The organism is Antarctobacter albus, from assembly GCF_900101505.1.
Classification (GTDB): Bacteria; Pseudomonadota; Alphaproteobacteria; order Rhodobacterales; family Rhodobacteraceae; genus Antarctobacter; species Antarctobacter albus.
This window is the reverse complement of record NZ_FMZI01000002.1, coordinates 101,436-127,466: the sequence shown is the minus strand read 5'-3', so window position 1 is coordinate 127,466 and position 26,031 is coordinate 101,436. Positions and strand designations below refer to the sequence as shown.

The 26,031-nt window shown below is 66.9% G+C and carries 27 protein-coding genes; 7 read left to right on the top strand and 20 right to left on the bottom strand.

Annotation, left to right across the window (positions count from 1 at the left end):
- The first annotated feature begins 30 nt into the window (after window positions 1-30).
- Together BLQ71_RS03710 and BLQ71_RS03705 are read left to right on the top strand one after the other, a co-directional pair.
- Window positions 31-1,338, top strand: a complete 1,308-nt coding sequence (locus tag BLQ71_RS03710; RefSeq protein WP_074620756.1) for a M23 family metallopeptidase — start codon at window positions 31-33, stop codon at window positions 1,336-1,338.
- Complete coding sequence (locus BLQ71_RS03705) at window positions 1,328-1,843, top strand: bactofilin family protein (RefSeq protein ID WP_043143344.1); 516 nt, start codon at window positions 1,328-1,330, stop codon at window positions 1,841-1,843. The genes BLQ71_RS03710 and BLQ71_RS03705 overlap by 11 nt, the downstream gene beginning before the upstream one ends.
- Window positions 1,844-1,955: 112 nt before the next feature.
- On the opposite strand, the gene BLQ71_RS03700 is transcribed toward BLQ71_RS03705, so the two are convergent.
- The gene (locus tag BLQ71_RS03700; protein WP_074620755.1) at window positions 1,956-2,252 is read right to left on the bottom strand and encodes a hypothetical protein; all 297 of its coding nucleotides are present in this window, start codon (window positions 2,250-2,252) and stop codon (window positions 1,956-1,958) included.
- A 190-nt stretch (window positions 2,253-2,442) separates the two neighbouring features.
- Here BLQ71_RS03700 and BLQ71_RS03695 point away from each other — a divergent pair, with 190 nt between their 5' ends.
- A complete protein-coding gene (locus BLQ71_RS03695; protein ID WP_074620754.1) occupies window positions 2,443-3,825 on the top strand; it encodes a COG3904 family protein in 1,383 nt (460 codons plus the stop codon).
- Between the two features lie 3 nt (window positions 3,826-3,828).
- On the opposite strand, the gene BLQ71_RS03690 is transcribed toward BLQ71_RS03695, so the two are convergent.
- The 9 genes from BLQ71_RS03690 to BLQ71_RS03650 form a co-directional block, all read right to left on the bottom strand.
- Window positions 3,829-4,413, bottom strand: coding sequence for an HNH endonuclease (locus BLQ71_RS03690; protein ID WP_043143340.1), 585 nt, complete (start codon window positions 4,411-4,413; stop codon window positions 3,829-3,831).
- A gap of 411 nt (window positions 4,414-4,824) precedes the next feature.
- Window positions 4,825-6,045 (bottom strand): PDZ domain-containing protein, encoded by a 1,221-nt coding sequence (locus BLQ71_RS03685; RefSeq protein ID WP_074620753.1) that lies wholly within the window; start codon window positions 6,043-6,045, stop codon window positions 4,825-4,827.
- A gap of 71 nt (window positions 6,046-6,116) precedes the next feature.
- Window positions 6,117-6,413 (bottom strand): antibiotic biosynthesis monooxygenase family protein, encoded by a 297-nt coding sequence (locus BLQ71_RS03680; RefSeq protein ID WP_074620752.1) that lies wholly within the window; start codon window positions 6,411-6,413, stop codon window positions 6,117-6,119.
- A 91-nt stretch (window positions 6,414-6,504) separates the two neighbouring features.
- Window positions 6,505-6,957: an SEL1-like repeat protein gene (locus BLQ71_RS03675; RefSeq protein WP_074620751.1), complete on the bottom strand. Its 453-nt coding sequence runs from the start codon at window positions 6,955-6,957 to the stop codon at window positions 6,505-6,507.
- Window positions 6,957-7,325: a hypothetical protein gene (locus BLQ71_RS03670; protein ID WP_074620750.1), complete on the bottom strand. Its 369-nt coding sequence runs from the start codon at window positions 7,323-7,325 to the stop codon at window positions 6,957-6,959. The genes BLQ71_RS03675 and BLQ71_RS03670 overlap by 1 nt, the downstream gene beginning before the upstream one ends.
- A 194-nt stretch (window positions 7,326-7,519) precedes the next feature.
- On the bottom strand, window positions 7,520-8,185 hold the full coding sequence (locus BLQ71_RS03665) for an alpha/beta hydrolase (RefSeq protein ID WP_074620749.1): 666 nt from the start codon (window positions 8,183-8,185) through the stop codon (window positions 7,520-7,522).
- A gap of 27 nt (window positions 8,186-8,212) precedes the next feature.
- On the bottom strand, window positions 8,213-8,695 hold the full coding sequence (locus tag BLQ71_RS03660; RefSeq protein ID WP_074620748.1) for a hypothetical protein: 483 nt from the start codon (window positions 8,693-8,695) through the stop codon (window positions 8,213-8,215).
- Window positions 8,692-9,339, bottom strand: a complete 648-nt coding sequence (locus BLQ71_RS03655; RefSeq protein ID WP_074620747.1) for a DNA-3-methyladenine glycosylase family protein — start codon at window positions 9,337-9,339, stop codon at window positions 8,692-8,694. The genes BLQ71_RS03660 and BLQ71_RS03655 overlap by 4 nt, the downstream gene beginning before the upstream one ends.
- Complete coding sequence (locus BLQ71_RS03650; RefSeq protein ID WP_083342139.1) at window positions 9,306-10,061, bottom strand: precorrin-6A/cobalt-precorrin-6A reductase; 756 nt, start codon at window positions 10,059-10,061, stop codon at window positions 9,306-9,308. The genes BLQ71_RS03655 and BLQ71_RS03650 overlap by 34 nt, the downstream gene beginning before the upstream one ends.
- A gap of 254 nt (window positions 10,062-10,315) precedes the next feature.
- Here BLQ71_RS03650 and BLQ71_RS03645 point away from each other — a divergent pair, with 254 nt between their 5' ends.
- A complete protein-coding gene (locus BLQ71_RS03645; RefSeq protein ID WP_074621000.1) occupies window positions 10,316-11,542 on the top strand; it encodes an MFS transporter in 1,227 nt (408 codons plus the stop codon).
- Window positions 11,543-11,574: 32 nt separating this feature from the next.
- On the opposite strand, the gene BLQ71_RS03640 is transcribed toward BLQ71_RS03645, so the two are convergent.
- From BLQ71_RS03640 to BLQ71_RS03620, 5 genes are all read right to left on the bottom strand, one after another.
- Complete coding sequence (locus BLQ71_RS03640) at window positions 11,575-12,348, bottom strand: squalene/phytoene synthase family protein (protein ID WP_074620746.1); 774 nt, start codon at window positions 12,346-12,348, stop codon at window positions 11,575-11,577.
- The gene (locus BLQ71_RS03635) at window positions 12,345-13,061 is read right to left on the bottom strand and encodes a class I SAM-dependent methyltransferase (RefSeq protein WP_074620745.1); all 717 of its coding nucleotides are present in this window, start codon (window positions 13,059-13,061) and stop codon (window positions 12,345-12,347) included. Before BLQ71_RS03635 ends, BLQ71_RS03640 begins: the two co-directional genes overlap by 4 nt.
- The gene (cimA, locus tag BLQ71_RS03630; RefSeq protein WP_074620744.1) at window positions 13,061-14,680 is read right to left on the bottom strand and encodes a citramalate synthase; all 1,620 of its coding nucleotides are present in this window, start codon (window positions 14,678-14,680) and stop codon (window positions 13,061-13,063) included. The genes BLQ71_RS03635 and cimA overlap by 1 nt, the downstream gene beginning before the upstream one ends.
- 193 nt (window positions 14,681-14,873) lie before the next feature.
- Window positions 14,874-16,304, bottom strand: a complete 1,431-nt coding sequence (cysS, locus tag BLQ71_RS03625) for a cysteine--tRNA ligase (RefSeq protein ID WP_074620743.1) — start codon at window positions 16,302-16,304, stop codon at window positions 14,874-14,876.
- Between the two features lie 279 nt (window positions 16,305-16,583).
- Window positions 16,584-16,964: a VOC family protein gene (locus BLQ71_RS03620; protein WP_043143320.1), complete on the bottom strand. Its 381-nt coding sequence runs from the start codon at window positions 16,962-16,964 to the stop codon at window positions 16,584-16,586.
- A 157-nt stretch (window positions 16,965-17,121) separates the two neighbouring features.
- On the opposite strand from BLQ71_RS03620, the gene BLQ71_RS03615 reads away from it, so the two are divergent.
- Window positions 17,122-17,466: an MmcQ/YjbR family DNA-binding protein gene (locus BLQ71_RS03615; protein WP_074620999.1), complete on the top strand. Its 345-nt coding sequence runs from the start codon at window positions 17,122-17,124 to the stop codon at window positions 17,464-17,466.
- Window positions 17,467-17,791: 325 nt separating this feature from the next.
- Here BLQ71_RS03615 and mltG read toward each other — a convergent pair whose 3' ends face one another.
- The 4 genes from mltG to BLQ71_RS03595 all read right to left on the bottom strand — a co-directional run bounded on the left by mltG (window position 17,792) and on the right by BLQ71_RS03595 (window position 22,016).
- Window positions 17,792-18,949, bottom strand: coding sequence for an endolytic transglycosylase MltG (mltG, locus tag BLQ71_RS03610; protein WP_074620742.1), 1,158 nt, complete (start codon window positions 18,947-18,949; stop codon window positions 17,792-17,794).
- A gap of 6 nt (window positions 18,950-18,955) precedes the next feature.
- Window positions 18,956-20,218 carry a beta-ketoacyl-ACP synthase II gene (fabF, locus tag BLQ71_RS03605; protein WP_069208509.1) on the bottom strand — a complete coding sequence of 421 codons (1,263 nt, stop codon included), beginning with the start codon at window positions 20,216-20,218 and terminating at the stop codon, window positions 18,956-18,958.
- A gap of 219 nt (window positions 20,219-20,437) precedes the next feature.
- Window positions 20,438-21,181: a type I methionyl aminopeptidase gene (map, locus tag BLQ71_RS03600; protein WP_074620741.1), complete on the bottom strand. Its 744-nt coding sequence runs from the start codon at window positions 21,179-21,181 to the stop codon at window positions 20,438-20,440.
- A 55-nt stretch (window positions 21,182-21,236) separates the two neighbouring features.
- The gene (locus BLQ71_RS03595; protein WP_074620998.1) at window positions 21,237-22,016 is read right to left on the bottom strand and encodes a glycosyl transferase; all 780 of its coding nucleotides are present in this window, start codon (window positions 22,014-22,016) and stop codon (window positions 21,237-21,239) included.
- A 259-nt stretch (window positions 22,017-22,275) separates the two neighbouring features.
- Between BLQ71_RS03595 and rsgA the strand changes: the two genes are divergently transcribed.
- Window positions 22,276-23,313, top strand: a complete 1,038-nt coding sequence (gene rsgA, locus BLQ71_RS03590) for a ribosome small subunit-dependent GTPase A (RefSeq protein ID WP_074620740.1) — start codon at window positions 22,276-22,278, stop codon at window positions 23,311-23,313.
- Window positions 23,314-23,620: 307 nt separating this feature from the next.
- Window positions 23,621-24,616, top strand: a complete 996-nt coding sequence (locus BLQ71_RS03585; RefSeq protein ID WP_175459220.1) for a nuclear transport factor 2 family protein — start codon at window positions 23,621-23,623, stop codon at window positions 24,614-24,616.
- Window positions 24,617-24,807: 191 nt separating this feature from the next.
- Here the strand turns inward: BLQ71_RS03585 and BLQ71_RS03580 are convergent, their stop codons facing one another.
- On the bottom strand, window positions 24,808-25,974 hold the full coding sequence (locus BLQ71_RS03580) for a M20 aminoacylase family protein (protein WP_043143310.1): 1,167 nt from the start codon (window positions 25,972-25,974) through the stop codon (window positions 24,808-24,810).
- Window positions 25,975-26,031: the final 57 nt, after the last annotated feature.

Sequence of the window (26,031 nt, the reverse complement as noted above, 5' to 3'; positions counted from 1 at the left end):
TTGATTGGGACGGGACTAGGGGACAGTCAGGTGAGATCACGTCTGACCATCAGACTTCATGCGCTCGTAGAGCGCTTCTTTCCGGAACGCAGGCTCTTTCTGAGATCCGACAGCGACACGCGCTTTATCCGGCTGAGATCGGAAACGCAGGCGGTCGGCTTTGTCGGTCTGACATTGCTGGTGGGCTGGAGCATCGTGGCCACGTCGATCCTGCTGATGGATTCGATCGGTGCCGGCAACTTTCGCGACCAGGCCAAGCGCGACCAGCTGACCTACCAGCAACGACTGAACGCCCTGTCGGCCGAGCGCGACGCCCGCGCCGCCGAGGCGCTGGCCGCGCAGGATCGCTTTGCCTCCGCGCTGAAGCAGATCTCGGTCATGCAGACCGAACTGCTGAATTCCGAGGCACAGCGGCGCGAACTGGAAACCGGGATCGACGTGATCCAGGCCACGCTGCGCGAGGTGATGAAGTCGCGCGAAGAGGCGACCGCCCGGCTGGCCGAACTGGAAAGCGACCTTAAAGGCGAAGTGGCCCTGGCCCGCGCCAGCGGCGACGATGCCACCGTCAAGCTGCTGAACGAGGCGCTGACCCGCGTCGCAGAGGAACGCGACCAGGTGATTGCCGATGCCCAGGCCGCGCTGATCCGCGCCGCAGAGATGCAGGCCGAGATCGAGATCCTCGAAGACAAGAACGACCGCATCTTCCGCCAACTGGAAGAGGCGATGACCGTTTCCGTCATGCCGCTGGACAAGATGTTCGAAAAGGCCGGCATGGACCCGGACCGCATCCTGAACGAGGTCCGCAAGGGCTACTCCGGCCAGGGCGGCCCGATGACGCCGCTCAGCTTTTCGACCAAGGGCGACGCCACCTCCCCCGAGACGCTGCGCGCCAACCGCATCCTCAACCAGATGGACCGGCTGAACCTCTACCGGATCGCCGCCCAGAAGGCGCCTTTCGCCTCGCCGCTCAAGGACAGCTTCCGCTTTACCAGCGGGTTCGGCTATCGCTGGGGCCGGTTGCACGCGGGCACGGATTTCGCGGCGCCGCACGGCACGCCGATCTATTCCACCGCCGACGGCGTCGTGATCCACGCGGACTGGCAGTCGGGCTATGGCCGGCTGGTCAAGATCCAGCATGAATTCGGCATCGAGACCCGTTACGCGCATATGTCCAAAATCCGCGTGAAGGTCGGCCAAAGGGTCTCGCGCGGGGATCGGATCGGTGATATGGGGAACACCGGTCGGTCGACCGGGACTCATCTCCACTACGAAGTCCGAGTCGGCGGCAAACCCGTCAATCCGATGATCTATATCAAGGCTGCGAAAGATGTTTTCTAAGAGCAAGATCAATGAGCCCGGCCACAAGGCCGACGATACGTCGAAACCGGCCATGCCCGAGCCCTCGAAATCCTCCGCAGGCGAGTACAAGCCCGCAGCCACGCCCAAGGCAAAGCCGCCGGCCTCGTCGCTGTCGGCCGACCTGCACGTGACGGGCAACATCAAGACAACCGGCGACATCCAGGTCGAAGGCACGGTCGAAGGTGACATCCGCGCCCATGTCCTGACCATCGGCGAAAGCGCCACCATCAAGGGCGAAGTGGTCGCCGACGACGTGGTGGTGAATGGCCGTATCGTGGGCCGCGTGCGCGGCCTCAAGGTGCGCCTGACCGCCACCGCCCGTGTCGAGGGCGACATCATTCACAAGACCATCGCGATCGAATCCGGCGCCCATTTCGAAGGCTCGGTGCAGCGTCAGGACGATCCGCTGAACGGCGGCAAGCGCCAGCAGCCGGCGCCCCAGGCCCCCGCAGCGGCCCCGACCACGGCGGCCAGCAACGACTGATCGCGACGCTCTTGCATCTGACAACGTGAAAAGGCCCCGCCATTGGCGGGGCCTTTTGATTTCGCAGCCGGTGTTTTCGCCACCCTGGCCCGCCGGAACGGACCCGGGCGGGTCAGCCGCCCATCTTCTGTTGCTGGGTCTGGGTCTGCTGGACCTGCTGCTGCTGGTACTGCTGTTCTGTCCGTTCCCGGTTGCGATTGCGATTGCGGTTTCCGGCGCTGACGTCCGGGCTGACCGGGCCGACCACGGTGCCGTCATCCAGCACGTAATTGCCATCCACGATCGACCCGCCGACCACGTTGCCGTACTTGTCGAACTCGACCGGCACATAGACCGGCACCGGCTCGGGCTGGGTGCAGGCAGCGGCCAGGGCGACCAATGCGGTGGCCGCGACGACTTTGAGTTTCATTGAGAGTCCCCCTCGTTCGGAATCTGCGCCCGAGTCTGCTCTTTCGCAGGGTCAACTGCAAGATCCCGAATGTCTAAAACCAGTGCACCCTGCAGGCCTGCCACGAAATTCCTCGCCTTTGAGGGGCGGCTTTGCTTTGCTGCCCGGGCGGACGGCCCGGGAGGGCCACCCGAGGAGAGAGGAGCCGCCCATGCACCGCCTGCTGATGATCGCCCTGGTCTTTCTGACCCTGCCCACCGCATCCCAGGCCGCGCAACTGTCGCTGACCCAGGACGCGGACTATGGCTGCCTCATCGCGCTGGAGGGCCAGATCGCCGAGGGCGACAGCGATAGGCTGCTGGCGCTGCTCAGACAGGCCGCGTCCCTGCCGCGCTATGCCAATACGATCTACGTGAACGAGGACCCGGCGGGTGGCACGCCCAACGTCGCCATCTACGAGCCGATGAACCTCTGTCTCGACAGTCCCGGCGGCGCGCTGACAGAAGCGATGGCGCTGACCCGGCTGGTGCATGGCACCCTCGGCACGGTCATCCGCGCCGGCGCCCGCTGCGAAAGCGCCTGTGCGCTGGTCTTCATGGCGGGCAGTCATTCGACGGAAACGGATTTCGGCGTCTCGGTAAACCGTTTTCTGCATGTCGACGGGCGGCTTGGCTTTCACGCGCCCAGTCTGACCGTCCCCGAAGGCCGCTATGACGCCGCGACCGTCGCCCGTGCCTACGAGATTTCCGTCGCGGTGAGCGAGCTGATCTTTCGCAACCTCGTGACCTACCGTTTCGCGCCCTCGCTGGCGGCGCGGATGCACGCCACCCCTGCCACCGACATGCATTATGTCACCCGCGTCGAAGAGGCCGCGCGCTGGGACATCGGCATCCTGGGCATCGCCCCGCCAACCCGGATCAGCGACGCGGCGATCCGCAATGGCTGCAACAATCTCTACCTGAAGGTGCAGGACCAGATGACCAGCGATCCCGACGCCTGGTCGCGCGGCGGCCTGCCCTTCGAGGCGGTCCGCCGCACCGACACCGGATTTTCCTATACCGCCTTCGGGATGGAGGCGGCGGGCACCTGCACCGGCGGCTCTGCCACCTCCGGGCCGGACGCGGGCCTGGTCGAGGGCTTCTGGGGCGACGCGCGGCTGATCCGCCAGTCCGTCTGGGCTGTCGGCGGTGTCCGCGACGCGCAACCGCCGGTCTTTTTCGGCTTCTTCCAGAACTACATGGCCTGGCCCGGAGAAATGCCGCTCTCCGCCCTGCCCCGCGACGGTCGCGTGCCCGACTACCAGAGCGCAACCGGGCGCTGCTACGTCTTCACCGGAGAGCCGGCAGTCAAGAGTGACGACGAGCCCTGCCTGCGCCAGCGGCTTGCCGCGGCGGACGGCAGAATGATCGACACATTCGAATGGCCCTCGGGCGCGCAAACCCGGCTGGAACAGGCAGGCGGCGCGCTGGCGATCAACGGTGCGACGGCGATCCCCTGGTACTGGCCCGGCGCGGCGCAGCCGGGCGACGCGCCTCCCCGCTGTTACCGCAACGAGGTTTCGCAGAATGTTTTCTGCTTTGCGCGGGACGGCTAGGCCTCAGGCCTCCAGCTCGGCATCCCAGTAGAGGAAATCCAGCCAGCTGTCGTGCAGGTGGTTCGGCGGGAACCGGCGCCCCATGTTCAACAGCTCCGAGGCCGAGGGCTGGCGCGGCGGCTTGCGCAGGCTCATGTTCACCTGCCGCAGGCTCTTGGACCCCTTGCGCAGGTTGCAGGGCGCACAGGCGGCAACGACGTTCTCCCAGCTGGTGATGCCCCCCGCGGCGCGCGGGATCACGTGGTCAAAGGTCAGTTCCGTCTTGGTGCCGCAATACTGGCAGCGGAATTCGTCCCTCAGAAAAAGATTGAAGCGCGTGAAGGCCACGCGCTTCTGAGGTTTGACGAAATCTTTCAGGACCACCACGCTGGGAATCCTGAGCGTCATACTCGGACTGCGCACCACCTCGTCGTATTCGGCGACGATGTCGACCCGGTCGAGAAAGGCCGCCTTGATCGCGTCTTGCCAGGGCCAGAGGCTGAGCGGATAGTAGGATAGCGGGCGGTAATCGGCGTTAAGCACCAAGGCTGGATGGTGTTTGAGAGCGCCCGGCTCCCTTACAAAATGTGTCCTGAACTCACTGTTCATGAGAGACTCTTCCCTCGCCCTGCCTGCTCAACCTGTAAGCACCAGAGCGGGGAACCCGCCCCAGCCTGAGAAACACTATATCTCGCGTTTTGCCTCTGGCAAGTCCCGCAAGATAGAGTGGTCGTAACGAGGAGTAGCCTGCTTAGGTAAAAGGCATGTGACAGATGGCAGGTTGGAAATGGGCATGCACGCCCTGCCCACTCCCCTGTCAGCTGCGGGTCCGGTCATGCCTCGTTGTCCGCGGATGGCCCCCGCTCCTCGACATAAAGGGCGCATCACTGCCAGCAGGCGGCCACCACGCCGGGGGCGCACTTTGGGCGCCGGCCTTGCCGTCCCGGCGAGACTTGCGGGACAGGCTCCCGGATCGCGCTGCGCCCTTGTCTTCGGCTTTGGTCGGCACCGGAGTTTTTCCTACAGATCCGTGGTAATGAACCAGGCCTCCCCGTTCCGGAACCCCCACACGAGGACGAAGACCTTGCAGCGGTTGCGCAGCTCAGCGGTGAGCGCCTCGGCCTCTGCGAGCGTCCCGACGCTCTTCTGGTCCAGTTCCGAGACCACGTCGCCGGGTCGAATGCCCTTGTTCCAGGCGTCGGACCTCTCGTCCACGGCGACTACCAAGAGGCCCCGCCGGTCCTCGGACAGGCCGAATTCGCGCCGCCGCCCCGTGTTGATCGGGGCCAGGGTCACAGACGGCAGGACCTGCTCCGAGGTGTCCGATGGCGGTTCGGCTCGCGTGTTGGGAGGTTCGGCCAGAGTGACCTTTACCGACTGGTCCCGACCCGCGCGGTTGAGCCGCACGACAATGCTCTCCCCGGCCCGATGCGCAAGAACCATCGCGACAAGCCCGCGCGTATCGGTCACCGTTTCACCGCCCATTTCCAGCACCACGTCCCCCGCCTTGATCCCCGCCGCCCTGACCGGGCCATCGAGCACTTCGGACACCAGTACGCCGCTGGTTCCAGACACCCCCAAGGCCTTGGCGATATCCGCGTCGAGGTCTTGAACCCGCAGGCCAGTCCAGCCGCTGCTTGCAGGCGCAACCGGTTTCCCGGCCGTGGGCGGCGTTGGTGTCTCGCGCGGCTTGTCCGCATCCCGGGGCGAGACCGCCGCCAGTTCCAGCGCCCCGAATTCCGTGTTGGCGTCACCCAGCAGTCTCGGCACCGTGTAGTCCAGCGCCTCGTTGGCTTCCAGCGGCACCGGGCAGACGTCAAAGCTCTGCATGTTGCCGTCCACCCCGCCCCGGACAAAGCCGAGATGGAACCGCACCGCCGCGATGGCATTGCCGCCGGTCTTCGGGTGAGCTGGAATGCCGGGCACGCAATGATCGTTTGTCACACCCCTGTTGCCCGCCACCAGGAAGGCGGTGCAGGGCACGAACTTGTTTCTGTCCGTCAATATATCCAGCTTGCCCACCGCACGGCCAAGCCGGGCAAAGGGCGAATTGGCGCTGTAGTTCGAGATGAACTCGATGTTCTGTGCGCCGATCATGGCCTCGTTGCGAATCGTGCCCGGCGCGGATTGCTTGCTGTCGATGACCACCTTGCCGAAACCGGCGCCATCGAAAACCGGCAGAACCTGGGCGGTGGTCTCACCGGCGGCAAGGATCAGGACAAGGGCAAACAGAGGGCCCATGAAATCCTCCCGAGCTGAAATCACAACCACCTTGGCAAGTCCCGCCGCCGCGCCGAAACAGCAAATCCGGCTCAGGCCGCAACCAGGTCATAGTGCCGGATCAGCCGATGCTCGACCAGCTCGGCCTCGGCGGGGTCGATATGGGGTGTGGTGTAATCCTCGCCGACAAAGGCCTTGAGGGCGTCGAGGTCGCGCCAGATCATGACAAAGGCGAAATCGCGCGGACTCTCGGCGCGCGCCGCGCCGGGATAGACGTCGACGATTCCATCGGTGCCTTTCATCAGCGGAATGGCCGTTTCGTGAAAGAACTTGGCGAACTCCGCCTCCTTGCCGGGGCGGATGGTGACCTGGAAGATGCGCATGATCATGGGACGGGCCTTTCCTGTGCCGGGACCGGAGCCGCCCGGCCCCTGGGGCCCAGTGTAGCATGAATCGGGTGGGAGGGGCCGTTTGACGCGGCTAGTCTGGCAGCAGGGCCCGCATGGCATCGCGGCTGCCCGGGCCGATCTGCCCGTCTATGGGACCATCATAAAGGCCAAGTCTTTTCAGGTGCTCCTGCATGGCGCGCGCGGTGGCCTGGTCCCAGTCCGAAACATCCCGCTCGACCGCCCAGTCATCCCCCAGCTTGAGACCTTCGACATAGAGCCGGGCCGCCTCTGTAGGTGACGCAGGAACACCGCGCCCTTCTTCATACATCACGCCAAGGTTGTACTGAGCATACCGATACCCCTGATCCGCCGACTTGCGATACCACTGTGCGGCAAGCTTGTCGGATTGTGCTACACCGCGCGCCCTAATGTACATTACGCCAAGGCTGTTCTGGGCCGACGCGTGCCCCTGGTCCGCTGCCTTACGATACCACCGCGCGGCAAGCGTGTCGGATTGTTCCACGCCAAGACCATTCTCGTACATCACACCCAGGTTGTTCCGGGCAACCGGATCGCCGGTATCGGCGGCCCGAGTGTATTTCTCAAAGGCTTCGTCAAACCTCTGGTCGGAAAAATACGCCTGCCCCGCCGGATCGTGCGCGGTTTGCCGTCCGGTGTCACAAGACAGATGTCGAACCGTCCGACGAATTTGGCCAGTTGCTGCACATCGTCCGGCGCTTCCTTGATCGGACGCCAGAACCCTCTCAGCTCCTCGGCCTTGCGGCGGATCGACGGCATGGCGCTGCTTTCACGGTCGAGGTCGAAACTGAAATCGCATTCGTTCAATGCGGCGGCGGGGCCGGAAAGGGCGCTGGCAAGAATGGCAACAAGCGAAAGACGGGCAAAGGACATTTGCAAAACGGCTCCGGGCAATGGACCCGCTCTGGCAGTCTAGCAAGAAATCCGCCCTGTCGGAGTCCGGAAATCCCGTCCACCGTCGGGGCCCGAAGTCCTAACGGACAGTAAAATCGCCTCTGCAACCCAATGAAGACATTACGTCGTCTTTCTGTCCGTGCGAGGACCCCCCTTTTTCACAAGCCGCGCCGTCAGAACCCGCACTTGTCCCGCAGAAAGGCCAGCGACACGCCCAGCCCGTCCGGTGCGATGCCATGCGCGGTGCCTTCCATGATATGGGCAAAGACCTCCTTGAAGCCCGCCTCCTGCAGCGCTTCCGCCGCCTGCGGCAGCGATTGCGGCGGCACCACGTCGTCCTGGTCGCCATGCACCAGCAGGATCGGCGGCTTGCTCTTCCACTCGTCCGCCAGCAGCTCCGGCGCCAGCAGGCGGCCCGAGAAACCGACGATCCCCGCCAGTTCGTCCTCGCGGCGCGGGCCGACGTGCAGGCTCATCATCGTGCCCTGGCTGAAGCCGAACAGGGCCACCTGTTCCGGCAGCAGGTCTTCGTCCACCATCAGCGCGTCGAGAAAGGCGTTCAGGTCGTCGACCGCGCGCGCCATGCCAGCCATCGCCTCTTCCTCGGACGAGCCGTCGATCCAGGGGATCGGGAACCACTGGAACCCGAAGGGCGCCCCGGCGCAGGCCTCGGGCGCGTCGGGGGCCACGAACAGCGTGTCGGGCAGGTGTTCGCCCAGCGGATCCGCCAGCCCCAGGAGGTCCGCCCCGTTGGCCCCATAGCCGTGCAGGAAGACGACGCAGGACCGCATCTCTCCCGATACCGGTTCCTTGCGGCCCGTCTGCAATACTCGTGTCATGCCCTGTCTCCTGTGATGTGCTTGCGGTCAGCGCTTCTCGAAAAAGCAGACCTCGACCGCGCCCGCATTGTCCTGCAGCGCGGTGTCGTTGATGCGAAATTCCATGACCCGGCGGATCTGTTGCGTGTTGAACGTCCAACCGCTGGGAAAATGTCCCACCTTGCCCCCGTCCAGCCGGTAGAGCAGCCGCCCGAAGGGCAGCGAGGACTGTTCCTTGTAGGTCGCATAGGGGGCAAGACGTGCCTCGTCCGCCGTGCCGTGGCCATCCGGGCCGACACGATCATATGTATTGGCATCCACCGTCCAACCCTCGCCGCGCCCAAGCCGCAGCGCCTCGAGCGTGCCGGTCAGCCGTGTCTCGTGCCGCTGCCACCCCTCGCGCGCCGAGATCGACAGGCATTCGAACCCGGGACCCGTGCTGACGACCCTGGCCCGGACGGCATCTTGCGCCTCTGCGGCGCCGGACAGCGCCGCCACCATAACCCCGACGGCCACAAGAACATGCTTCATGCGATCCCCTCGCGCTTCTTCTCCACATGGTAGTAGGCCCAGAGCGCGCGCGCCGCAACCGACCGCCAGGGCGCCCAGTCGCGGGCCATTTCGCGCAGCGCCTTTTCACGCGGGCGCTCTGGCAGGTCAAAAAGCACCCGCGCGCCTTCCTGCAGCGCGAGGTCGCCGGGGGCAAAGACATCCGCCCGCCCGAGGCTGAACATGGCATAGATCTCGGCGGTCCAGACGCCGATCCCCTTGACCGCCACCAGCCGCTTGATCACCGCCTCGGTCGGCATGGCACGCAGGGCGTCGAAGTCGATCCCGGCCTGTGCCAGTGCCTGCGCATAGGTGGCCTTCTGGCGCGACAGGCCAAGGGCCCGCAGATCGTCATGGCTCACCTCCGCCACCGCCTGGGGCGTGACCATGCCCGCCGCCTCCAGCCGGGCCTGGATCGCCCGCGCCGAGGCAACGCTGACCTGCTGGCTGACGATCGCGCTCAGCAGCTGCGCGAATCCGTCGGGTCGCAGCCGCAGCGGCAAGGGCCCGGTCCGGTCCAGCGCAAAGGCAAAACGCGGCTCACGCGTGGCGAGCCACGCCGCCCCCTCGGCCACGCAGGCGTCCGAGCGGATCAGCCGTCCGACAGATTGTGCATCCTCAGCCATGCCAGGGCCTCCTTCACACTTGCGACACGCGGCCCGCCGGGCCGGCGCGGACGGGCGATCATGGCCACCGGCAGATGCAGGCGGCGCGCCGCCTCCAGCTTGGGCCAGCCGCCCGGGCCGCCCGCGTTGTGCACCATCAACCAGTCGATCCGCTCGCGCCGCAAGAGGCGGATCTCCTCGGCGACGGTAAATGGCCCGTCGGCAGGCAGATAGCGTCCCCGGCGCAGCGGGAAAGGCGCCTGCCCGCCGCCGATGCGCCGCATCAGCACATGGGCCCGCAGCGCCCGCAGCCCCGGCAGGGCGGCCCGCCCCGTGGCCACCAGCACGCGCGCGCGCGCCGGTATCACCTCCGCCGCCGCGCGGACATCGCGCAAGGCCACCCAACGGTCGCGGCGGGTGGGCCGCCACTCCGGGCGCACCAGCTGCAGCAGCGGCAGACCGGCGGCGCGCGCGGCCCGCGCCACGGCAAAGGCGGTTTCCACGTCACAGGGATGCCCGGCCTCGACCACCACGCGGGCGCCGCTGTCCCGCAGCCAATCCGCCGTCACCGGTCCGAGACCCACCGGCCCCGGCCAGCGCCGCGCGACACGTTCACGCGTAGGCAGCCGCACATGGGCACCGGGCAAGGCCCGGGCCAGCTCATGCGCTTCCGCCGCGCCGCCGATGATCACGATCCCCGTCATGGCCTCCCCATAGAACAGCCCGCCGGGAAAGGGAAACACGCGCGCCGGCCCTCGTCCCGCTCCCAGGGCGCGGCGGAGCCCGCATGGCCACTGCCCGTGTTTCTTCTCTCTCAAAATATCGCCGGGGGAGTCGACCAAGGGGAGACGGCGGGCTGCGCCCCCCTCCGCCCCAGGATGCCGGGCGATCCCTGGGCGAAATGACGCTACGTCATCGGCCACGCGGCGCGCCCGCTGTTCCACCGCGCGACATATTCCCTCTTGCCCATATGAGCGGCGCCGCCTAACCCATGCGCATGAGTGACGTGACAGTGCCCCCCACCGACAGCCGCGCCAAGCGCAACGTGACCGTCCTGGTGCTTGCCCAGGCCATCCTCGGCGCGCAGATGCCGATGATCTTCACCATCGGCGGGCTGGCCGGACAGTCGCTGGCCTCGAACGCCTGTTTCGCCACCCTGCCGATCTCCCTGATCGTGCTGGGTTCGATGCTCTCGGCGACGCCGGTTTCGGCGCTGATGCAGCGCTACGGGCGTCGCGCGGGGTTCTTTGTCGGCGCCGGGGCGGGCGCGCTCGGGGGCATGGTCGGCGCCTACGGGCTCTACATCGCGTCTTTCCCGATCTTCCTCCTGGGGTCGCTCATCACCGGCACCTACATGTCCGCGCAGGGGTTCTACCGCTTCGCCGCCGCCGACACCGCCTCGGATGACTTCCGCCCCAAGGCGATTTCCTACGTCATGGCGGGCGGCCTGCTGTCCGCGGTGATCGGCCCGCAGCTGGTCAAGGCGACCTCGGATGCCTTCGTGGTGCCCTTCCTGGGCGCCTATGCCGCCGTGGTGGCGATCAACGTCATCGGCGCGGTGCTCTTTCTTTTCCTCGACATCCCGCGCCCCCCGCGCCCCTCCGAGGACGCGCCCAAGGGCCGTTCCCGCTGGGAACTGCTGACGACGCCGCGCATCGCCGTGGCGGTGATCTGCGCCACCGTGTCCTACGCGCTGATGAACCTGGTGATGACCTCGACGCCGCTGGCGGTGGTGGGCTGCGGGTTCGAAACCGGAGATGCGGCCAATGTCGTCACCGCACACGTCCTGGCCATGTTCGCGCCCAGTTTCTTCACCGGCCACCTGATCGCCCGCTTCGGCGTCGAAAAGATCATGGCGCTGGGGCTGGTGATCCTTGCCGGCGCGGGCGTCGTGGGTCTGTCGGGCGTCGAGCTGGAACAGTTCTTCGTCGCGCTGGTGCTGCTGGGCCTGGGCTGGAACTTCGGCTTCATCGGCGCCACGACCATGCTCGCGGGCGCGCATGAACCGCATGAGCGGGGCCGGATGCAGGGTCTGAACGACCTGATCGTCTTTGGCGGTGTGACCTTCGCCTCGCTGGCGAGCGGTGGCCTGATGAACTGCTCGGGCGGCTCGGCGCAACAGGGGTGGACGGCGGTCAACCTCGCCATGGCGCCTTTCCTCGTGCTGGCGGGTGGCGCGCTGATCTGGCTGGTGATGCGCCCCCGCGACACCGCCGAGGCGTGACCCCGTGCCGGGCCTGACCCGGCGCCTCCCGCTCAGCTGGTCAGCAGGTGCCAGCGGCGGGAAAACTCGCTGAGCGTCAGCCGCCCCTCGCCCACCGCCGCCGGATCGCGCGCCGCCAGCGCCAGCAGCGGCTTGCCCTGCGCAAATTCCCGCAGTGCCGCGCCAGCCACCCCGTGCCCGCGCCGCAGCGCCCGCAGCGACGGCACCTTTCGGATCTCCTCCAGCCGCGCGTGGGCCAGGGAGGCGATCGCCTCTGCCCGCCCGTCCGGCAGGGGCAGCTTGCCCCGCACCTCCAGCTCCGGAACCGCCTGCAGATACCGCGCCAGCGCCGCTGCCCGCGCATGGGCCAGCACCGCCGCCTCATCCACCCGCGCCCCCAGAGCCGAGAGCGCCGCCAGCGCCAAGTGCCCCGCCGTCGCGTCCAGGTAGCCCATCAGCGCGGCTTCATTCCCGAAGGGCGCGCGCTCAAGATCCGCCTCGCGGGCCTCCACGGCCTTTTGCAGACCGGACACATCCACCCCCGCCAGCGCCTGCGCCAAGGGCGTGACCACCTCGTGCCGCCGGATGAACCCGCCCGCGCCGATCTCCTCCAGCGCATCCCGCCACCATTGCAGCCGCATCTGCGCGATCATCGGCTCCTGCGTGACCCAGGGCGCGCGGCTGACCTCGACGTTGAAGGCATAAAGCGGCATCAGCACCGCGCGCGCCGGCAGAGGCGCCGCCATTGCCGCCACGAACCGCTCGGGGTCGCCGCGTTCAACGATCTGCGCACAGGCGTAAAGGTCGCCGCCCTCCTCCCAGCTCATGACAGCCGCCGCGCTACGACAAGGTGATAGCCGGTCTCATGCCGCACCGCGCGCCAGTCCCGCGCCTCCTGCGCGCAGAGGTCCAGCATCTCGGTCAGCCTTGCGTCCGCCCCAGGGCGCAGCGCATCGATCCGCGCCTCCATCGGCTGGTAATAGGCCTCCCAGCCCGCGTCCGAGACATCGCGCGTGCCCAGGATCTCGAACCCTGCCGCCGCCACCGCCGCGGCGATGCCCGCGCGGTCGCGGGTCGGGTAATCCTCCCAGAAGGCGCGCGCCTCCGCGCTTGGCGTTTCAGTGAAATAACAGGGTTCCGAGAAGGCCAGCGCGCCGCCCGGTTTCAACGCCCCGCGCATCACCTCCAGCCCCGGTTTCAGACCCAGGAAATACAGCGCCCCGGCACACCAGATCATGTCAAAGGGCGCCTCGGCGAACTCGGCAATCCGCCCCATGTCGTCCTTGCGCACCGTGACCTGCGGCAGGTCGGCAAAACGTGCCTGCATCTGCGCGACAAAACCCTCCTGCAGGTCCACTGCCAGCACCCGGCCCGCGCGCGCCAATGTGGCCACGTCCCCTCCCGCACCCGCGCCCGCGTCACAGATCGCCGCGCCCTCGGGCAAGGCGGCAAGCTCCAGCGCCCAGGCCACGTCCTCCGCGCTGCCCGGCCCCTCGCGCGGCAGGTCCTTGTGGACGGCAAAGAAGGCCTCCCAGTCCATCAGCCCTGCCCCCCGTCGCGCACCAGCTTCCAGCGTACCGCGTCCAGCAGCGCCTCGAACGAGGCATCGACGATGTTCGCGCTGACGCCCACGGTGGCCCAGCGCCGCCCCTGCCCGTCCTCGCTGTCGATGATGACCCGGGTCACGGCCTCTGTCCCGCCCTGGGTGATCCGCACCTTGAAGTCGACCAGCCGCATGTCGTCGATCGCCTCCTGGTAGCGGCCCAGGTCCTTGGCCAGCGCCTTGGAGAGCGCGTTCACCGGGCCGCGGTCATTGCCCGCCTCGTCCATCGACTCCGACACCGACAGTTTCTTCTCGCCATCGACCTTGACCACGACAACGGCCTCGGACAGCGAGACCATCCTGTCGTACTTGTTCTTGCGCCGCTCCACCGTCACCCGGTAGCGCTTGACCTCGAAGAACTCGGGCAGCATCCCCAGCTCGTCCCGCGCCAACAGCTCGAAACTGGCCTGCGCGGTGTCGTAGGAATAGCCCTCGGTCTCGCGCGCCTTGACGCGGTCGAGGATGCGGGCCAGCGCCGGATCGCCCTTGTCGACCTCCAGCCCCATTTCCGACAGGCGGCGGCGCAGGTTCGACTGGCCCGCCTGGTTCGACATCGGCACCACGCGGCGGTTGCCCACCAGCCCGGGGTCGATGTGTTCATAAGTGGTCGGGTCCTTGAGGATCGCGCTGGCGTGCAGCCCGGCCTTGTGCGCAAAGGCCGAGGCGCCCACGTAGGCCACCTGTTTCTGCGGCACCCGGTTCAGGATGTCGTCCAGCATCCGGCTGGTCCGCGTCAGCCCGGCCAGCGCCTCCATGCTCACACCCGTCTCGAACAGGTCCTTGTAAGGCGCTTTCAGCAGCAGCGTCGGGATCAGCGCCGTCAGGTTGGCATTGCCACAGCGTTCGCCAAGACCATTCAGCGTGCCCTGGATCTGGCGCGCCCCGGCCATCACCGCCGCCAGCGAGCCGGCGACGGCGGTTTCCGTGTCGTTGTGGGTGTGGATGCCGAGGTGATCGCCGGGGATCCCCTTTTCGATCACATCCTGCACGATCTGCCCGATTTCATGCGGCAAGGTCCCGCCGTTGGTATCGCAGAGCACGATCCAGCGCGCCCCCGCCTCCAGCGCGGCACGCAGGCAGTCCAGCGCATAGGGCGCATTCGCCTTATAGCCGTCAAAGAAATGCTCGGCATCGAACAGCGCCTCGCGCCCCTGCCCCACGAGGTGAGAAACCGAGGCGGCGATATTGGCGATGTTCTCTTCCAGCGTGATGCCCAGCGCCGTGGTGACGTGGAAATCATGGGTCTTGCCGACAAGGCAGACGGCGGGCGTGCCCGCATTGGTCACCGCCGCCAGCACCTCGTCATTGGCCGCCGAGCGGCCCGCGCGCTTGGTCATGCCAAAGGCGGTCAAGGTGGCGCGGGTCTGGCCCACCTCCTCGAAGAAGGCACTGTCGGTCGGGTTCGCCCCGGGCCAACCGCCCTCGATATGATCGACGCCAAGCGCATCGAGCGCCGCGGCGATCTTGAGCTTTTCGGCGGTGGAGAACTGGACACCTTGGGTCTGCTGCCCGTCGCGCAGCGTGGTGTCGTAGAGGTAAAGGCGTTCGCGGGTCATGACCTTCCCCCGAGTTGGGCGAGACAAGAGGCGCGCATGCGCCATGCCCGACCTCGGGAGGGCCTTGACGCAGTCCCGGCGTTTGCACTCCAAAGCTCCAAAGCCGCTCTCACTTCGATATTGCCAACGAATGCCCTCCCGGGGGGGAGGTCGGGCATGGCGCATGCGCGCCGGGTGGCTCCTTTTGTAGAGTTCATCCCAACGCCTCCAGCTTGGCCGCGTCGAACCCGGCGCCCGGCACCAGGTCCACCCCCGCCTTGGACATGCGCACTTCGACCCCCGCGTCGATGAGAGCCTGCTTCATCCGGTCTACCTCGGAGAAATCCTTGCTCTGCATGGCCTGGGCGCGGGCCTCGGCCAGACGGTCCGCAAGCGCTGCAAGATCGACGGAGACCGTCTCCCAACCGGAGAGCGCATTGGTCAGAAGGCCTAGTAGATTTGCACTCGCCAAAAAATCTGCAGGACTAGGAGCCTCGCGTGCTTGGTCTGGATTTCGACGTTTGAGTTCAATTGCTTTGGACATAGCGTCCAAGCGGTCACGCGCGACAACGGTATTCAAGTCATCCGCGAGCGGATCAAGAATTTCTTCCAGCGGCTTCCCGGGCTCTACGCCCTCCACGATGCTCCGCCACCTACGCAACTTGCTTTCTGCAATTCGCGCCTTTTCCGCCGTCCAGTCCATTGGTCTGCGGTAGTGCGTGCCAAGCATGACAAAGCGGATCACCTCGCCCGGCACCCCCTGATCCAGCAGGTCGCGGACGGTAAAGAAGTTGCCCAGGCTCTTGGACATCTTCTTGCCCTCGACCTGCAGCATCTCGTTGTGCAGCCAGACCCGCGCGAAATCCCCCTCGGGATGGGCGCATTTCGACTGGGCGATCTCGTTTTCATGATGCGGGAAGGTCAGGTCATTGCCACCGCCGTGGATGTCAAAACTCTCTCCCAGGAGCGCGAAGCTCATGGCCGAGCATTCGATGTGCCAGCCCGGTCGCCCCCGGCCCCAGGGGCTTTCCCACCCCGGCAGATCGTCCGAAGACGGCTTCCACAGTACGAAATCCATCGGGTTCTTCTTGTAGGGCGCCACCTCGACCCGGGCGCCCGCGATCATGTCTTCGACCGACCGGCCAGACAAGGCGCCATACTGGGCATAGCTCTCGACCGCGAACAGCACATGCCCCTCGGCCTCGTAGGCGTGATCGGAGGCGATCAGCCCTTCGATCATGGTGATCATCTCGTCGATGTACTCGGTCGCGCGCGGCTCTTGCGTGGGCCGCAGGGCGCCCAGCGCGTCCATGTCCGCGTGATACCAGCCGATGGTCTCGTCCGACCGCTCGCGCACCAGCTCCTCGAGCGTGCCCGATGCCCCCGCCTCCTTGCGCTTGAGCGCGGTGGCGTTGATCTTGTCGTCCACGTCGGTGAAATTGCGCACGTAGGTGACGTGGTCCGGGCCATAGACATGGCGCAGCAGACGAAAGAGCACGTCGAACACGAGGACCGGGCGCGCATTGCCCAGGTGCGCGCGGTCATAGACCGTGGGTCCGCAGACATACATCCGCACGTTGTCGGGGTCTATGGGGCGGAAGTCGTCCTTCTTCCGGGTCCGGGAGTTGGTGAAGCGGATGTTCATGGCCTCGTCCTTCGCAAATCTTGCGGCGGGCCTAGCAACTCTATGATGCGAATGGAATAGAGGACCGTCCCGCCAATGGCCGGGATGTCCCGACCGGTGTCAGCAGGTAATGCAGCAGAGGGTATGTGCAGCGGTCGTCATGGGCGTGGCTTAGCACGGCGCCCCTGCCCTGCCAAGCCGCGTCTTTCCAGCGCGGCGGGGGTATTTTTGCCAAGAAGAAACCGCAAGCGCGCGCCTCGGGGCTTCTTCTTGGTCCAAATACCCCTGCAACGGTCGGGGTCAGCCGTAGCTCACCATTTCATATTCCACCGCGTCCGGCCCATCGAAATAGAAGCGGCGGCCGGGTTCGTAATCGGCGTGGTTGAAAGTCTCGATGCCAAGCGCGCGGACACGGGTCTCGATCGCGTCGAGATCCTCGACCACGATGCCGACATGGTTCAACCCTGCGGCGTTGCCGTAGCGGGGATGTGCCTCGGCGACTGGCGCCTTGGGGGTGTAGAGGGCAAGGTAGCTGTCCGCGTTGCCGACATGGACGGAATAGCCGTTGTTGAGCGAGGCGCCCTCCCACCGGATGTGCCAGCCCAGGAGGCGGGACAGGAAATCTGCGGTGGCGCGGGCGTCGGGAACGGTGATGTTGACGTGTTCGAGGCGGGCGTTCATGGCTCTGTCCTTTCCATTGCAATATGGGGCAAAGCGTAATTCCTCAAGTTAGATTTAGATCAAGAGGAAAATATCGCTTCATTTCATATCTGTAGAGGAATTCTTCGAGATCCTTGTGCGGCTTGCACCGGCGCGGCGCCCGGGGCATCCTGCGGGCATGGGACGCGATACGGTCAACGAGATCTGCCAGGCGCTGCCCGGGGCGGAAAGATCCGATCCCTGGGGTGGCGGGCATGATGCCTGGAAGGTGGGCGGCAAGATGTTCGCCTGCATCGGCGTGGCCAACGACGGGGTGTCGGTCAAGACGCCCTCGGTCGAGGATGCGGCCCTGCTGATCGAGATGGCGCGCGCGGTCAAGGCCCCCTATTTCCACCGCTCCTGGGTGCGGGTGGACTGGGAGGCGGTGCCCGAGGAGGAGCTTCGGGCCCGGATCGAAACCTCTTACCGTATCGTCTTCGGCGGGTTGACGAAGAAGAAACAGCGGGACATCGCGGGCGGCTGAGGCCGGGCGCAAGGCGCTTCCAAGCGCCTTGGAAACGCTTTGCGAAAAGCGTTGCAAGCGGGTTCCAAACCGCTTTTCCAGCGGCAAAGCCCGCCGGCGGCGCAATGGCCGGGCGGGTCGTCACATGTCACTCATGGAAATCTGAAAACGGCGGCCGCCGGACGGATCGGACTTGCCGGGGTGTCACTCCCGGCCCTTTTCGGGGCGTCGCCCCTTCGTTCCGCGCAGATCGAAAGGCCCCCGAGCGGGGTCATGATCCGGTTTTCAGTGCTAGCGGGAGGGAAGATGCGCCCCCACGGTTTAGAAACCGTGAGGGCAGCGTACGCTACTGGTCGCGCTGCGCCTCCAGCGCGCGGTAGGCGGCGACGTTGCGGTTGTGCTCGTCCAGCGTGACGGCAAAATTGTGCCCGTCGCGCGGGTCAAGCGTCTTGGCCACGAAGTAGATATAGTCCGTATCCGCCGGGTTCAGCGCCGCCTCGATGCTGGCGCGGCCCGGGTTGGCGATGGGGGTCGGCGGCAGCCCGTCGATCCGGTAGGTGTTCCAGGGGGTCTCTGCATCCAGTTCCGACCGGCGCAGACCCCGGCCCAGCGGCCCCTCGCCCTTGGTGATGCCGTAGATCACCGTCGGGTCCGTCTGCAGGCGCATGCCCTTGTCGAGGCGGTTGACGAAGACGCTGGCCACCTCGCCGCGTTCCTGCGGGCCGCCGGTTTCCTTTTCGATGATCGAGGCCAGGATCAGCGCCTCTTCGGGGCTTGCCAGCGGCAGGCCCGAGGCGCGGTTGGCCCAGGCCTGGGCCAGGATCACCTCCTGGCGTTCCTTCATCCGCGCGATGACATCGGCGCGGCTGTCGCCGGGCAGGATCTCGTAGCTGTCGGGGGCCAGGCTGCCCTCCTCGGGCACGTCGACCTCTCCGTCCAGTACGTCGATCTGTTTCAACTCTTCGACCACCTGCCAGCTGGTAACGCCCTCGGCCAGGGCCACGCGGAACCGGGTGCCGGTGGTGTCCTTGACCTGCGCATAGATCTCGGGTGCGTCGCCTTCGCCGGGGTCGAAGCTCGCCTGTTCCTCGTAGCGGCCCGTGGCCGGGTCCACGGCACGGACCTGTACTGTCGCGCGGGTGATGCCGATGCGGTAGACCACCTCGGTGCCGCAGGTCGAGGCGCCGCCGCGGGTGACGATGTCGGTGATCTCGGACATCGAGGCGCCCTCGGGGACAAGGTAGCTGCCCGCCTTCAGCGCCTGGGTCTTGTCACCGTAATCGGCACCGACGCGGAACATCATCGCGCTCTTGACCGCGCCCTGGTCCGACAGATCCTCGGAGACGGCACGCATGTTGGTGCCGCGCGGCACCTCCAGGCAGATCGGTGCGGTCAGCGGACCCTGGGCATGGTATTCGCGCTGCGCCCAGATCAGGACGCCGCCGAAGAGAAACAGCGCGACGACCAGGAAGGTCAGCGCGTTCGAGGCGATGCTGCGCCACATGCGGGATTACTCCACCTTGCCGAAGACCACGCTGGCATTGGTGCCGCCAAAACCAAAGGAGTTGGACAGGGCGTAGGTCACCTTGCGCGGGCGTTTGGCGTTGGGGGCCAGGTCGATGGGGGTGTCCACCGCCGGGTTGTCGAGGTTGATTGTCGGCGGGGCCACCTGGTCGCGGATGGCAAGGATCGAGAAGATCGCCTCGATCGCGCCGGCGGCGCCCAGCAGGTGCCCGGTGGCGGATTTGGTCGAGGACATGGTGACGCTGGTGGCGTGATCGCCCAGCAGGCGTTCCACCGCGCCCAGTTCGATGGTGTCGGCCATCGTCGAGGTGCCATGCGCGTTGATGTAGTCCAGCGCCGTGGCCTCGATCCCGGCGTCCCGCAGTGCGGCACGCATCGAGCGTTCGCCGCCTTCGCCGTCCTCGGAGGGGGCGGTGATGTGATAGGCGTCGCCCGACAGGCCGTAGCCTGCCACTTCGGCGTAGATCTTTGCGCCGCGCGCCTTGGCGTGCTCGTATTCTTCCAGCACGACGACACCGGCGCCTTCGCCCATGACAAAGCCGTCACGGTCGGCGTCATAGGGACGGCTGGCCGCCTTGGGATCGTCGCCGCGTTTCGTGCTGAGCGCCTTGCAGGCGTTGAAGCCCGCGATGCCGATTTCGCTGATGGCCGCCTCGGCGCCGCCCGCGATCATCACGTCCGCGTCGCCGTACTTGATCAGGCGGGCCGCGTCGCCGATGGCATGGGCGCCGGTGGAACAGGCGGTCACGACCGCGTGGTTCGGCCCCTTGAACCCGTATTTGATCGAGACGTTGCCCGAGATCAGGTTGATCAGCGCGCCGGGGATGAAGAAGGGCGACACCCGGCGCGGCCCCTTGTCACGGATCAGGAGCGCGGTTTCCGCGATGGCGTTCAGCCCGCCGATCCCCGACCCGATCATGACGCCGGTGCGCAGGCGGTCTTCCTCGCCCTCGGGCTTCCAGCCCGCGTCTGTGACGGCCTGTTCCGCGGCGGCGATGCCGAAGCGGATGAATTCGTCGACCTTGCGCTGTTCCTTCTTGTCCATCCAGTCGTCGGGATTGAAGGTGCCGTCGCTGCCGTCGCCATAGGGCACTTCGCAGGCATAGGTGGTCGCCAGGTGGCTGGCATCGAACTTGCTGATGGTGCCCGCCCCGGACTGGCCGTCCAGGATCCGGCTCCAGGTCTCTTCGACTCCGCAAGCCAGCGGCGTGACCAGCCCCAGCCCGGTGACAACTACGCGACGTGCCATGCGCCTGCCCTCTCTCTCACATTCTTTTTCCGCTCATACCGCGCGAAGCCCCGCAGGGGCAAGGGGATGCCGCCCCCGTCGGCAGACAACCGACCGCCGCACAAGGCCCGCGCGGCGTGCGGTGGCTGCGATCTGGCCAAGGCTCGGGTCACCGCGCCGCCCCACGGGCTGCACCACACACCAAAGAACCTTGGCCAGGATGCCGGCGGACCGCCGATGTCAGCCCGGCAGGGTCAGGATCCTGGCGCCGCGCGGCGTGGCGACGACCGTATGTTCGAATTGCACGGTCTCGGCGGGCGGTACGCTGTGCAGGGTCCAGCCGTCGCCTGCCTCGTCCGCCATCCGCCCCCCGCGCGACAGGAAGGGTTCGACGGTCAGGACAAGGCCTTTGGTGATCCGGCGGCGCTCGGCCCGGGTGGGCCATGTGGCGATTTCCTCCGGATACTCGTGCAGGCTCCGCCCGACGCCGTGGCTTGCGAGGTTGCGAATGAGCGTGTAGCCGCGCTTTTCGGCAAAGCGCCCGATGGAGGCGCCGATACCCGCAAGCGGCTTGCCCGCGGCGACCTGCGCGATGCCGATCTGCATCGCGCGGTGGCCGTCCTTGCACAGCCGGTCAGGCTGCGCCATCGCAAATCGAAAGCTGGCACCTGTGTCGGCGAAAAAGCCATCCTTGCTGGCCGAGACGTCGATGTTCACGAGATCCCCGGCGCGCAGCAGGCGGTCGCCGGGAATGCCGTGGGCGATCTCTTCGTTGACGCTGATGCAGGTGGCGCCGGGAAAGTCATAGGTCGTCTCCGGCGCCGAGGCCGCCCCCGACCGATCCAGCAAGCGGCGCCCGAGGTCGTCCAACTCGCGGGTGGACATGCCCGGCTCTGCCGCGCGGATCATCGCCTGCAGGGTGTTGGCCACGATGCGGCCGATGGCCTGCATCCCGTCGAGTTCGTCTTGCCGGGTGATCGTCATGGTGTGTCTTTCGCTCCCCGTGATCCGGACTGTCGGGCGGGCGATGTCTTGCGCCTCAGGCCCAGTCCGCGCCCAGGTCTTCGCGGGCCCGGTCGATCCAGTGGTCCTGCAACCAGTCGCAGGGCTTGGAATAGCGGATGAAAGAGCCGGTATACCCCGACAGGGCATCCGTCATCTTGGGGCGCCCGTGAAAACAGACCACGCGGGCCTCCGCAGGCAGGCGCGGCGCATGCAGGTAGTTGCCGGGAAAGGGGTTGCAGTCGTACTTGAACGACACCACCCAAGGCTCCGGAATATAGGTGAACAGGCCCCGGTCCATCGCCTTGTGCGAGGTATAGCGCTGCTCCGATCCGCGCGCCTTTTCCACCTCTTCATAGGGGTTGGCGGCCAGGTCCTCGTAGAGGAACCCGTGTTGCGCCGGATCGAAGCGAAAGACCGACCCGTGCCCCGTGGGCCGCCCCTTGCGCTTTTCCGTCCAGTCATGGCGCATCGCCACGGTGCCGGGCGCCAGGTCGTGGATCTCGTCCAGCCCGCCGGTGATCACCACGTCCAGGTCAAAGCCCAGCACCGGCCCTTCGAGGTCCGGCACCAACCCGGGACGAAACAGCGAAGTCTTGCGCATCGCGCCCTGCCGGTTGGCCACCGCCAGCGCCGCGTTCATTGGTTCGGCATAGGGTTCGACCGGCAGGTCCAGCACCTCGATATCCGGGTGCAGCCCCTCGGCGTGTTCCGTCATCACCATGAAACGGACGGGCCGCGACAGGTTGCGCCGCACGCCGGAATACAGCCGGTTGACATACTCGGGGCCGAACAGCGTGCCCCACTTGATGCACATGATGTTGATGGCCGTCACGCTGCGCCCCCGCCTTGGTGTTGCCCGCGCGGCATAGCAACGCCCGCGCCGGAACACCAGCGCTTGCGGCGGGCCGGTGCCGCGCCTAGATTGGCCGTGAACCCGAACCCAGGACGGAGGCCATGATGGAGATTGCATCGACCCTCCGGGCCGCGCGCTAACTTTCAGCCCGCCGCCCGTGCACGCATTTCAGGCCGCCTGCCGCGGCCTTTACCTGCATGTCTGAACGGGACCTACAACATTGACAGAGTTTGATCTGACCGGCCTGGGATGGTCGGCCCATTTCGCGCGCCAGCTGGGCGACGATGACCGGGGCCTGGCCCCTGCCCGCCTCTCCGAGGTGCACCGCGACCGCCTGCGCGCGCTGGCGCCCGGGGGTGCCCTCTCCCTTCTGCCCGTCGAGTCCACCGGCGCCTATGCCGTGGGCGACTGGGTGCTGAGTGACGGCAGCCGTGCCGTCCGGCGGCTGGACCCCACCAGCGACCTCACCCGCCGCGCCGCCGGGCGCGAGGCAAAGCTTCAGCGGATCGCGGCGAATGTCGACACGCTGGGCATCGTCACCAGCTGCAACGCCGATTTCAACATCGCGCGGCTGGAACGCTACCTGGCACTGGCCCATACCGCGGGCTGCCTGCCGCTGGTGGTGCTGACCAAGGCCGACATGGCCCGGGACGCGGACGACTACCTGCGCCGGGCACAGCGGCTCTCGCCGCTGGTGACCGCCATCGCGCTGGACGCCACCGACCCGGAGGAAGTCGCCCGCCTTGCGCCCTGGTGCAAGGACGGGCAGACGCTGGCGCTGGTCGGCTCTTCGGGCGTGGGCAAGACCACGCTGCGCAACACGCTCACCGGCGAACACGAGCTGACCCAGGGTATCCGCGAGGATGACGCCAAGGGCCGCCACACCACCACCGCGCGCAGCCTGGTGCCCACCCAGGCGGGCGGCTGGCTGATCGACACGCCGGGGATGCGAGAGCTGCAACTGGCGGATGCCGACGAGGGCATCGGCGCGGTCTTCGAGGACATCGAGGATCTCGCCCGCCAATGCCGCTTCCGCGACTGTGCTCATGCCGGGGAACCGGGCTGCGCGGTACAGGCCGCCATCGAGACGGGCGCGCTTGATCCCGACCGGTTGGCGCGTTGGGACAAGCTGCGGCGCGAGGACCGCTACAACAGCGAAACCGTGGCCGAGGCACGGGCGCGCGGCAAGGCCTTCGGCAAGATGGTGCGCGAGATTTCGACCAGCAAGAAGCGCCGCCACGATCCCGGCGCCCCATGACACCAGGCGCGGGCAGGCCCCCTGCCCGCGCTTTTTTTTGCGCTCCCGTGGTCGTTCCGCATGACATGCTTGCCGCTCCGCATGGGTCAGGATGCTTACAGCACCGACAGCGGAGACAGATCATGGACCCGACCCTTTTCATTGCCACCCGCCCCCTGCCCCGCGGACCAAGCGACAGCCCCCGGGTCATCGAGGCCTTCTATGCGGAACACGGCCAGGGCTGGCGTCCCGGCCTTTCCGCCCTGCTGCCTCCCCTCGCCCGCGCCCTGCGGCGGATTTGGCACCGAAGGCCACAAGGGATAGACCAATGCACATGACCCGCCCGCCACAGCCCGTCCCCCTTGCGCAGGATCCCGACCGCGCCGCCGTCGCGGCGGTGATCCGCGCCGAGACCACGGCCTTTCAACAGCGCGACTACGCGGCCTGGGCCCGCTGCTGGGTGCAGGAGCCGCGCACGCGGGACGTTTATGTCTCGCCCGCCACCGGGTTGACCGTGCACAGCGGCTGGGCCCAGATCTCGCGCTACATGAAACACGTTATGGACAGCGGCATCGGCTGCCCGAACGTGCCCTTCGGACAGGAAAACCTCCGCATCACCCTCTCGGGCGACACGGCCTGGGTGGTCTACGACGAATGGGCTGCGCCGCCGGGGTCGGCCCGGATCGAGAGCTTCGAAACGCGGATCCTGGAACGGATTTCGGGCGATTGGCGGATCGTCTACGCCGCCTTCGTGATGCGGCACGGCGACCCCGGCGGCGCCGAGGCGATCTCGGTCGATGCCACGGGCCAGTTGCTCTGGGCCAGCCCCGTGACGCTGGCCCGGCTGCAGGATCACCCGCTGCTGACCTTGTCGGCGGGCCGGTTGCGCGCCCACCGGCGCGATTGGGACAGGGCCCTGCAAGAGGCGCTGAGGCGCGCCGGGCAGTACCACGGCTATTTCGAATTGCACCGCTTCACCCAGGAGACCGGCGGCCCCTTCGGTTACCCGGCGATCCTGGGAGAGACTGACACCGGCGGGCTGGCGATCGTGCATCTCTCGGTGCGCAACGGCACGACCTACGTCCGGATCGACGGCGACGCCCAGATCGACCGCCGCCTGACGGTGGCCCAGGCGGTCTACGGGCTGTCGGACGGCCAGGTGCGGCTGGCCCGCCAGATCGCCGATGGCAAGGGACCGAAAGAGGCCGCCGAGGCGCTGGGGATCAGTGTCAACACCGCCCGCACGCACCTGTCCCGGCTCTATGAAAAGACCGGGGTCAACGCCCAGACGGCGCTGGTGCGCCTGCTGCTGAGCGTCGGGTGACACCCAGGGCGCGCGCCCCCGCTTCTTCTCTCTCAAAATACTCCGGCGAGCGCGAGAGGCTGGCCCCTCGCATCCTTCGGTGCACACCGCCAGTGTGACGAGCTGGCCCCTTACGCCCCACTTGAAACAGTGGGACGGCGGGCGGGGCGACGTGCCCCCGAACGGGGGCACAAGCGGCGCCCTGCCGTCCTTTACGACGCCAGCGGCATCCGGCGTTCGACGATCTCCGCCCACCAGGAACAACCCGCCGGGATCGCCTCGTCGTTGAAGTTGTACTCCGGATGGTGAACCATCGCCGTGTCGCCGTTGCCCACTAGGATATAGGCACCGGGGCGCTCCTCCAGCATGTAGGCGAAATCCTCGCCGCCCATGACGATGGGCGCCTCGTCGACACCCCCGGACACGGCCCGGGCCACGTCGCGGGCAAACTCGGTCTGCTCGGAGTGGTTGACCATGACCGGGTAGCCGCGGTGATAGATGACCTCGGCCGTGCCACCATAGGTGGCCGCAACACCCGCCGCAATCTCCTTGATCCGCTGTTCCGCCAGGTCGCGCATCGCGGTGGACTGGGTGCGCACCGTGCCGCGCAGAAAGACCTTCTGCGGGATCACGTTGAAGGCCTTGGAGGATGTCTCGAACGACGTGACCGAGACCACCACCTGGTCGACCGGGTCGGCGTTGCGCGCCGCAATGGTCTGCATCGCCAGCACCAGCTGGGACGCCATCACCGTCGTGTCCACGGTCTCATGCGGCTTGGCCGCGTGACCGCCACGGCCCTCGAGGTTGATCTCGAACTGGTCGGTGGCGGCAAAGAAGGCGCCTTCGCGGATGGCAAAGCTGCCCACCGGCTGGCCCGGCCAGTTGTGCATGCCATAGACCTCCTGGATGCCCCAACGCTCCATCATGCCGTCGTCGCACATTTCCTTGCCGCCGCCGCCGCCTTCTTCGGCAGGTTGGAAGATCACGACGACCGTCCCGTCGAAATTCCGCGTCTCGCTCAGGTACTTTGCCGCGCCCAGCAACATGGCGGTGTGCCCGTCATGGCCGCAGGCATGCATGGCGCCATCGGTCTTCGAGGCGTATTCGACGCCGGTCTGTTCATGGATCGGCAGCGCGTCCATGTCGGCGCGCAGCCCGATGACCTTGCCCGACCCATTGCCGCGCCCCTTGATGACACCGACGACGCCGGTGCGGCCAATGCCGGTCACCACCTCGTCACAGCCGAATTCCTTCAGCTTTTCCTCAACCAGGGCCGAGGTCCGGTGCGTTTCGAACAGGATCTCGGGGTGTTCGTGCAGGTCGCGGCGCCAGGCGGTGATCTCGTCCTGCAGTTCGGCAAAGCGGTTCTTGACGGGCATCTTGGCCTCCTTGTTGTCGTGAGTGTTCGTCGAGCCGCGGGGGCCCCTCGGACCCGC

Bases quoted from the DNA above. Each gene is read 5' to 3' on its own strand.
- BLQ71_RS03705 (WP_043143344.1), top strand. From the start codon at position 1,328: ATGTTTTCTAAGAGCAAGATCAATGAGCCCGGCCACAAGGCCGACGAT.
- BLQ71_RS03700 (WP_074620755.1), bottom strand. From the start codon at position 2,252: ATGAAACTCAAAGTCGTCGCGGCCACCGCATTGGTCGCCCTGGCCGCT.
- BLQ71_RS03695 (WP_074620754.1), top strand. From the start codon at position 2,443: ATGCACCGCCTGCTGATGATCGCCCTGGTCTTTCTGACCCTGCCCACC.
- BLQ71_RS03690 (WP_043143340.1), bottom strand. From the start codon at position 4,413: ATGAACAGTGAGTTCAGGACACATTTTGTAAGGGAGCCGGGCGCTCTC.
- BLQ71_RS03685 (WP_074620753.1), bottom strand. From the start codon at position 6,045: ATGGGCCCTCTGTTTGCCCTTGTCCTGATCCTTGCCGCCGGTGAGACC.
- BLQ71_RS03680 (WP_074620752.1), bottom strand. From the start codon at position 6,413: ATGATCATGCGCATCTTCCAGGTCACCATCCGCCCCGGCAAGGAGGCG.
- BLQ71_RS03675 (WP_074620751.1), bottom strand. From the start codon at position 6,957: ATGTACGAGAATGGTCTTGGCGTGGAACAATCCGACACGCTTGCCGCG.
- BLQ71_RS03670 (WP_074620750.1), bottom strand. From the start codon at position 7,325: ATGTCCTTTGCCCGTCTTTCGCTTGTTGCCATTCTTGCCAGCGCCCTT.
- BLQ71_RS03665 (WP_074620749.1), bottom strand. From the start codon at position 8,185: ATGACACGAGTATTGCAGACGGGCCGCAAGGAACCGGTATCGGGAGAG.
- BLQ71_RS03660 (WP_074620748.1), bottom strand. From the start codon at position 8,695: ATGAAGCATGTTCTTGTGGCCGTCGGGGTTATGGTGGCGGCGCTGTCC.
- BLQ71_RS03655 (WP_074620747.1), bottom strand. From the start codon at position 9,339: ATGGCTGAGGATGCACAATCTGTCGGACGGCTGATCCGCTCGGACGCC.
- BLQ71_RS03645 (WP_074621000.1), top strand. From the start codon at position 10,316: ATGAGTGACGTGACAGTGCCCCCCACCGACAGCCGCGCCAAGCGCAAC.
- BLQ71_RS03640 (WP_074620746.1), bottom strand. From the start codon at position 12,348: ATGAGCTGGGAGGAGGGCGGCGACCTTTACGCCTGTGCGCAGATCGTT.
- BLQ71_RS03635 (WP_074620745.1), bottom strand. From the start codon at position 13,061: ATGGACTGGGAGGCCTTCTTTGCCGTCCACAAGGACCTGCCGCGCGAG.
- cimA (WP_074620744.1), bottom strand. From the start codon at position 14,680: ATGACCCGCGAACGCCTTTACCTCTACGACACCACGCTGCGCGACGGG.
- cysS (WP_074620743.1), bottom strand. From the start codon at position 16,304: ATGAACATCCGCTTCACCAACTCCCGGACCCGGAAGAAGGACGACTTC.
- BLQ71_RS03620 (WP_043143320.1), bottom strand. From the start codon at position 16,964: ATGAACGCCCGCCTCGAACACGTCAACATCACCGTTCCCGACGCCCGC.
- BLQ71_RS03615 (WP_074620999.1), top strand. From the start codon at position 17,122: ATGGGACGCGATACGGTCAACGAGATCTGCCAGGCGCTGCCCGGGGCG.
- mltG (WP_074620742.1), bottom strand. From the start codon at position 18,949: ATGTGGCGCAGCATCGCCTCGAACGCGCTGACCTTCCTGGTCGTCGCG.
- fabF (WP_069208509.1), bottom strand. From the start codon at position 20,218: ATGGCACGTCGCGTAGTTGTCACCGGGCTGGGGCTGGTCACGCCGCTG.
- map (WP_074620741.1), bottom strand. From the start codon at position 21,181: ATGACGATCACCCGGCAAGACGAACTCGACGGGATGCAGGCCATCGGC.
- BLQ71_RS03595 (WP_074620998.1), bottom strand. From the start codon at position 22,016: ATGTGCATCAAGTGGGGCACGCTGTTCGGCCCCGAGTATGTCAACCGG.
- BLQ71_RS03585 (WP_175459220.1), top strand. From the start codon at position 23,621: ATGCACATGACCCGCCCGCCACAGCCCGTCCCCCTTGCGCAGGATCCC.
- BLQ71_RS03580 (WP_043143310.1), bottom strand. From the start codon at position 25,974: ATGCCCGTCAAGAACCGCTTTGCCGAACTGCAGGACGAGATCACCGCC.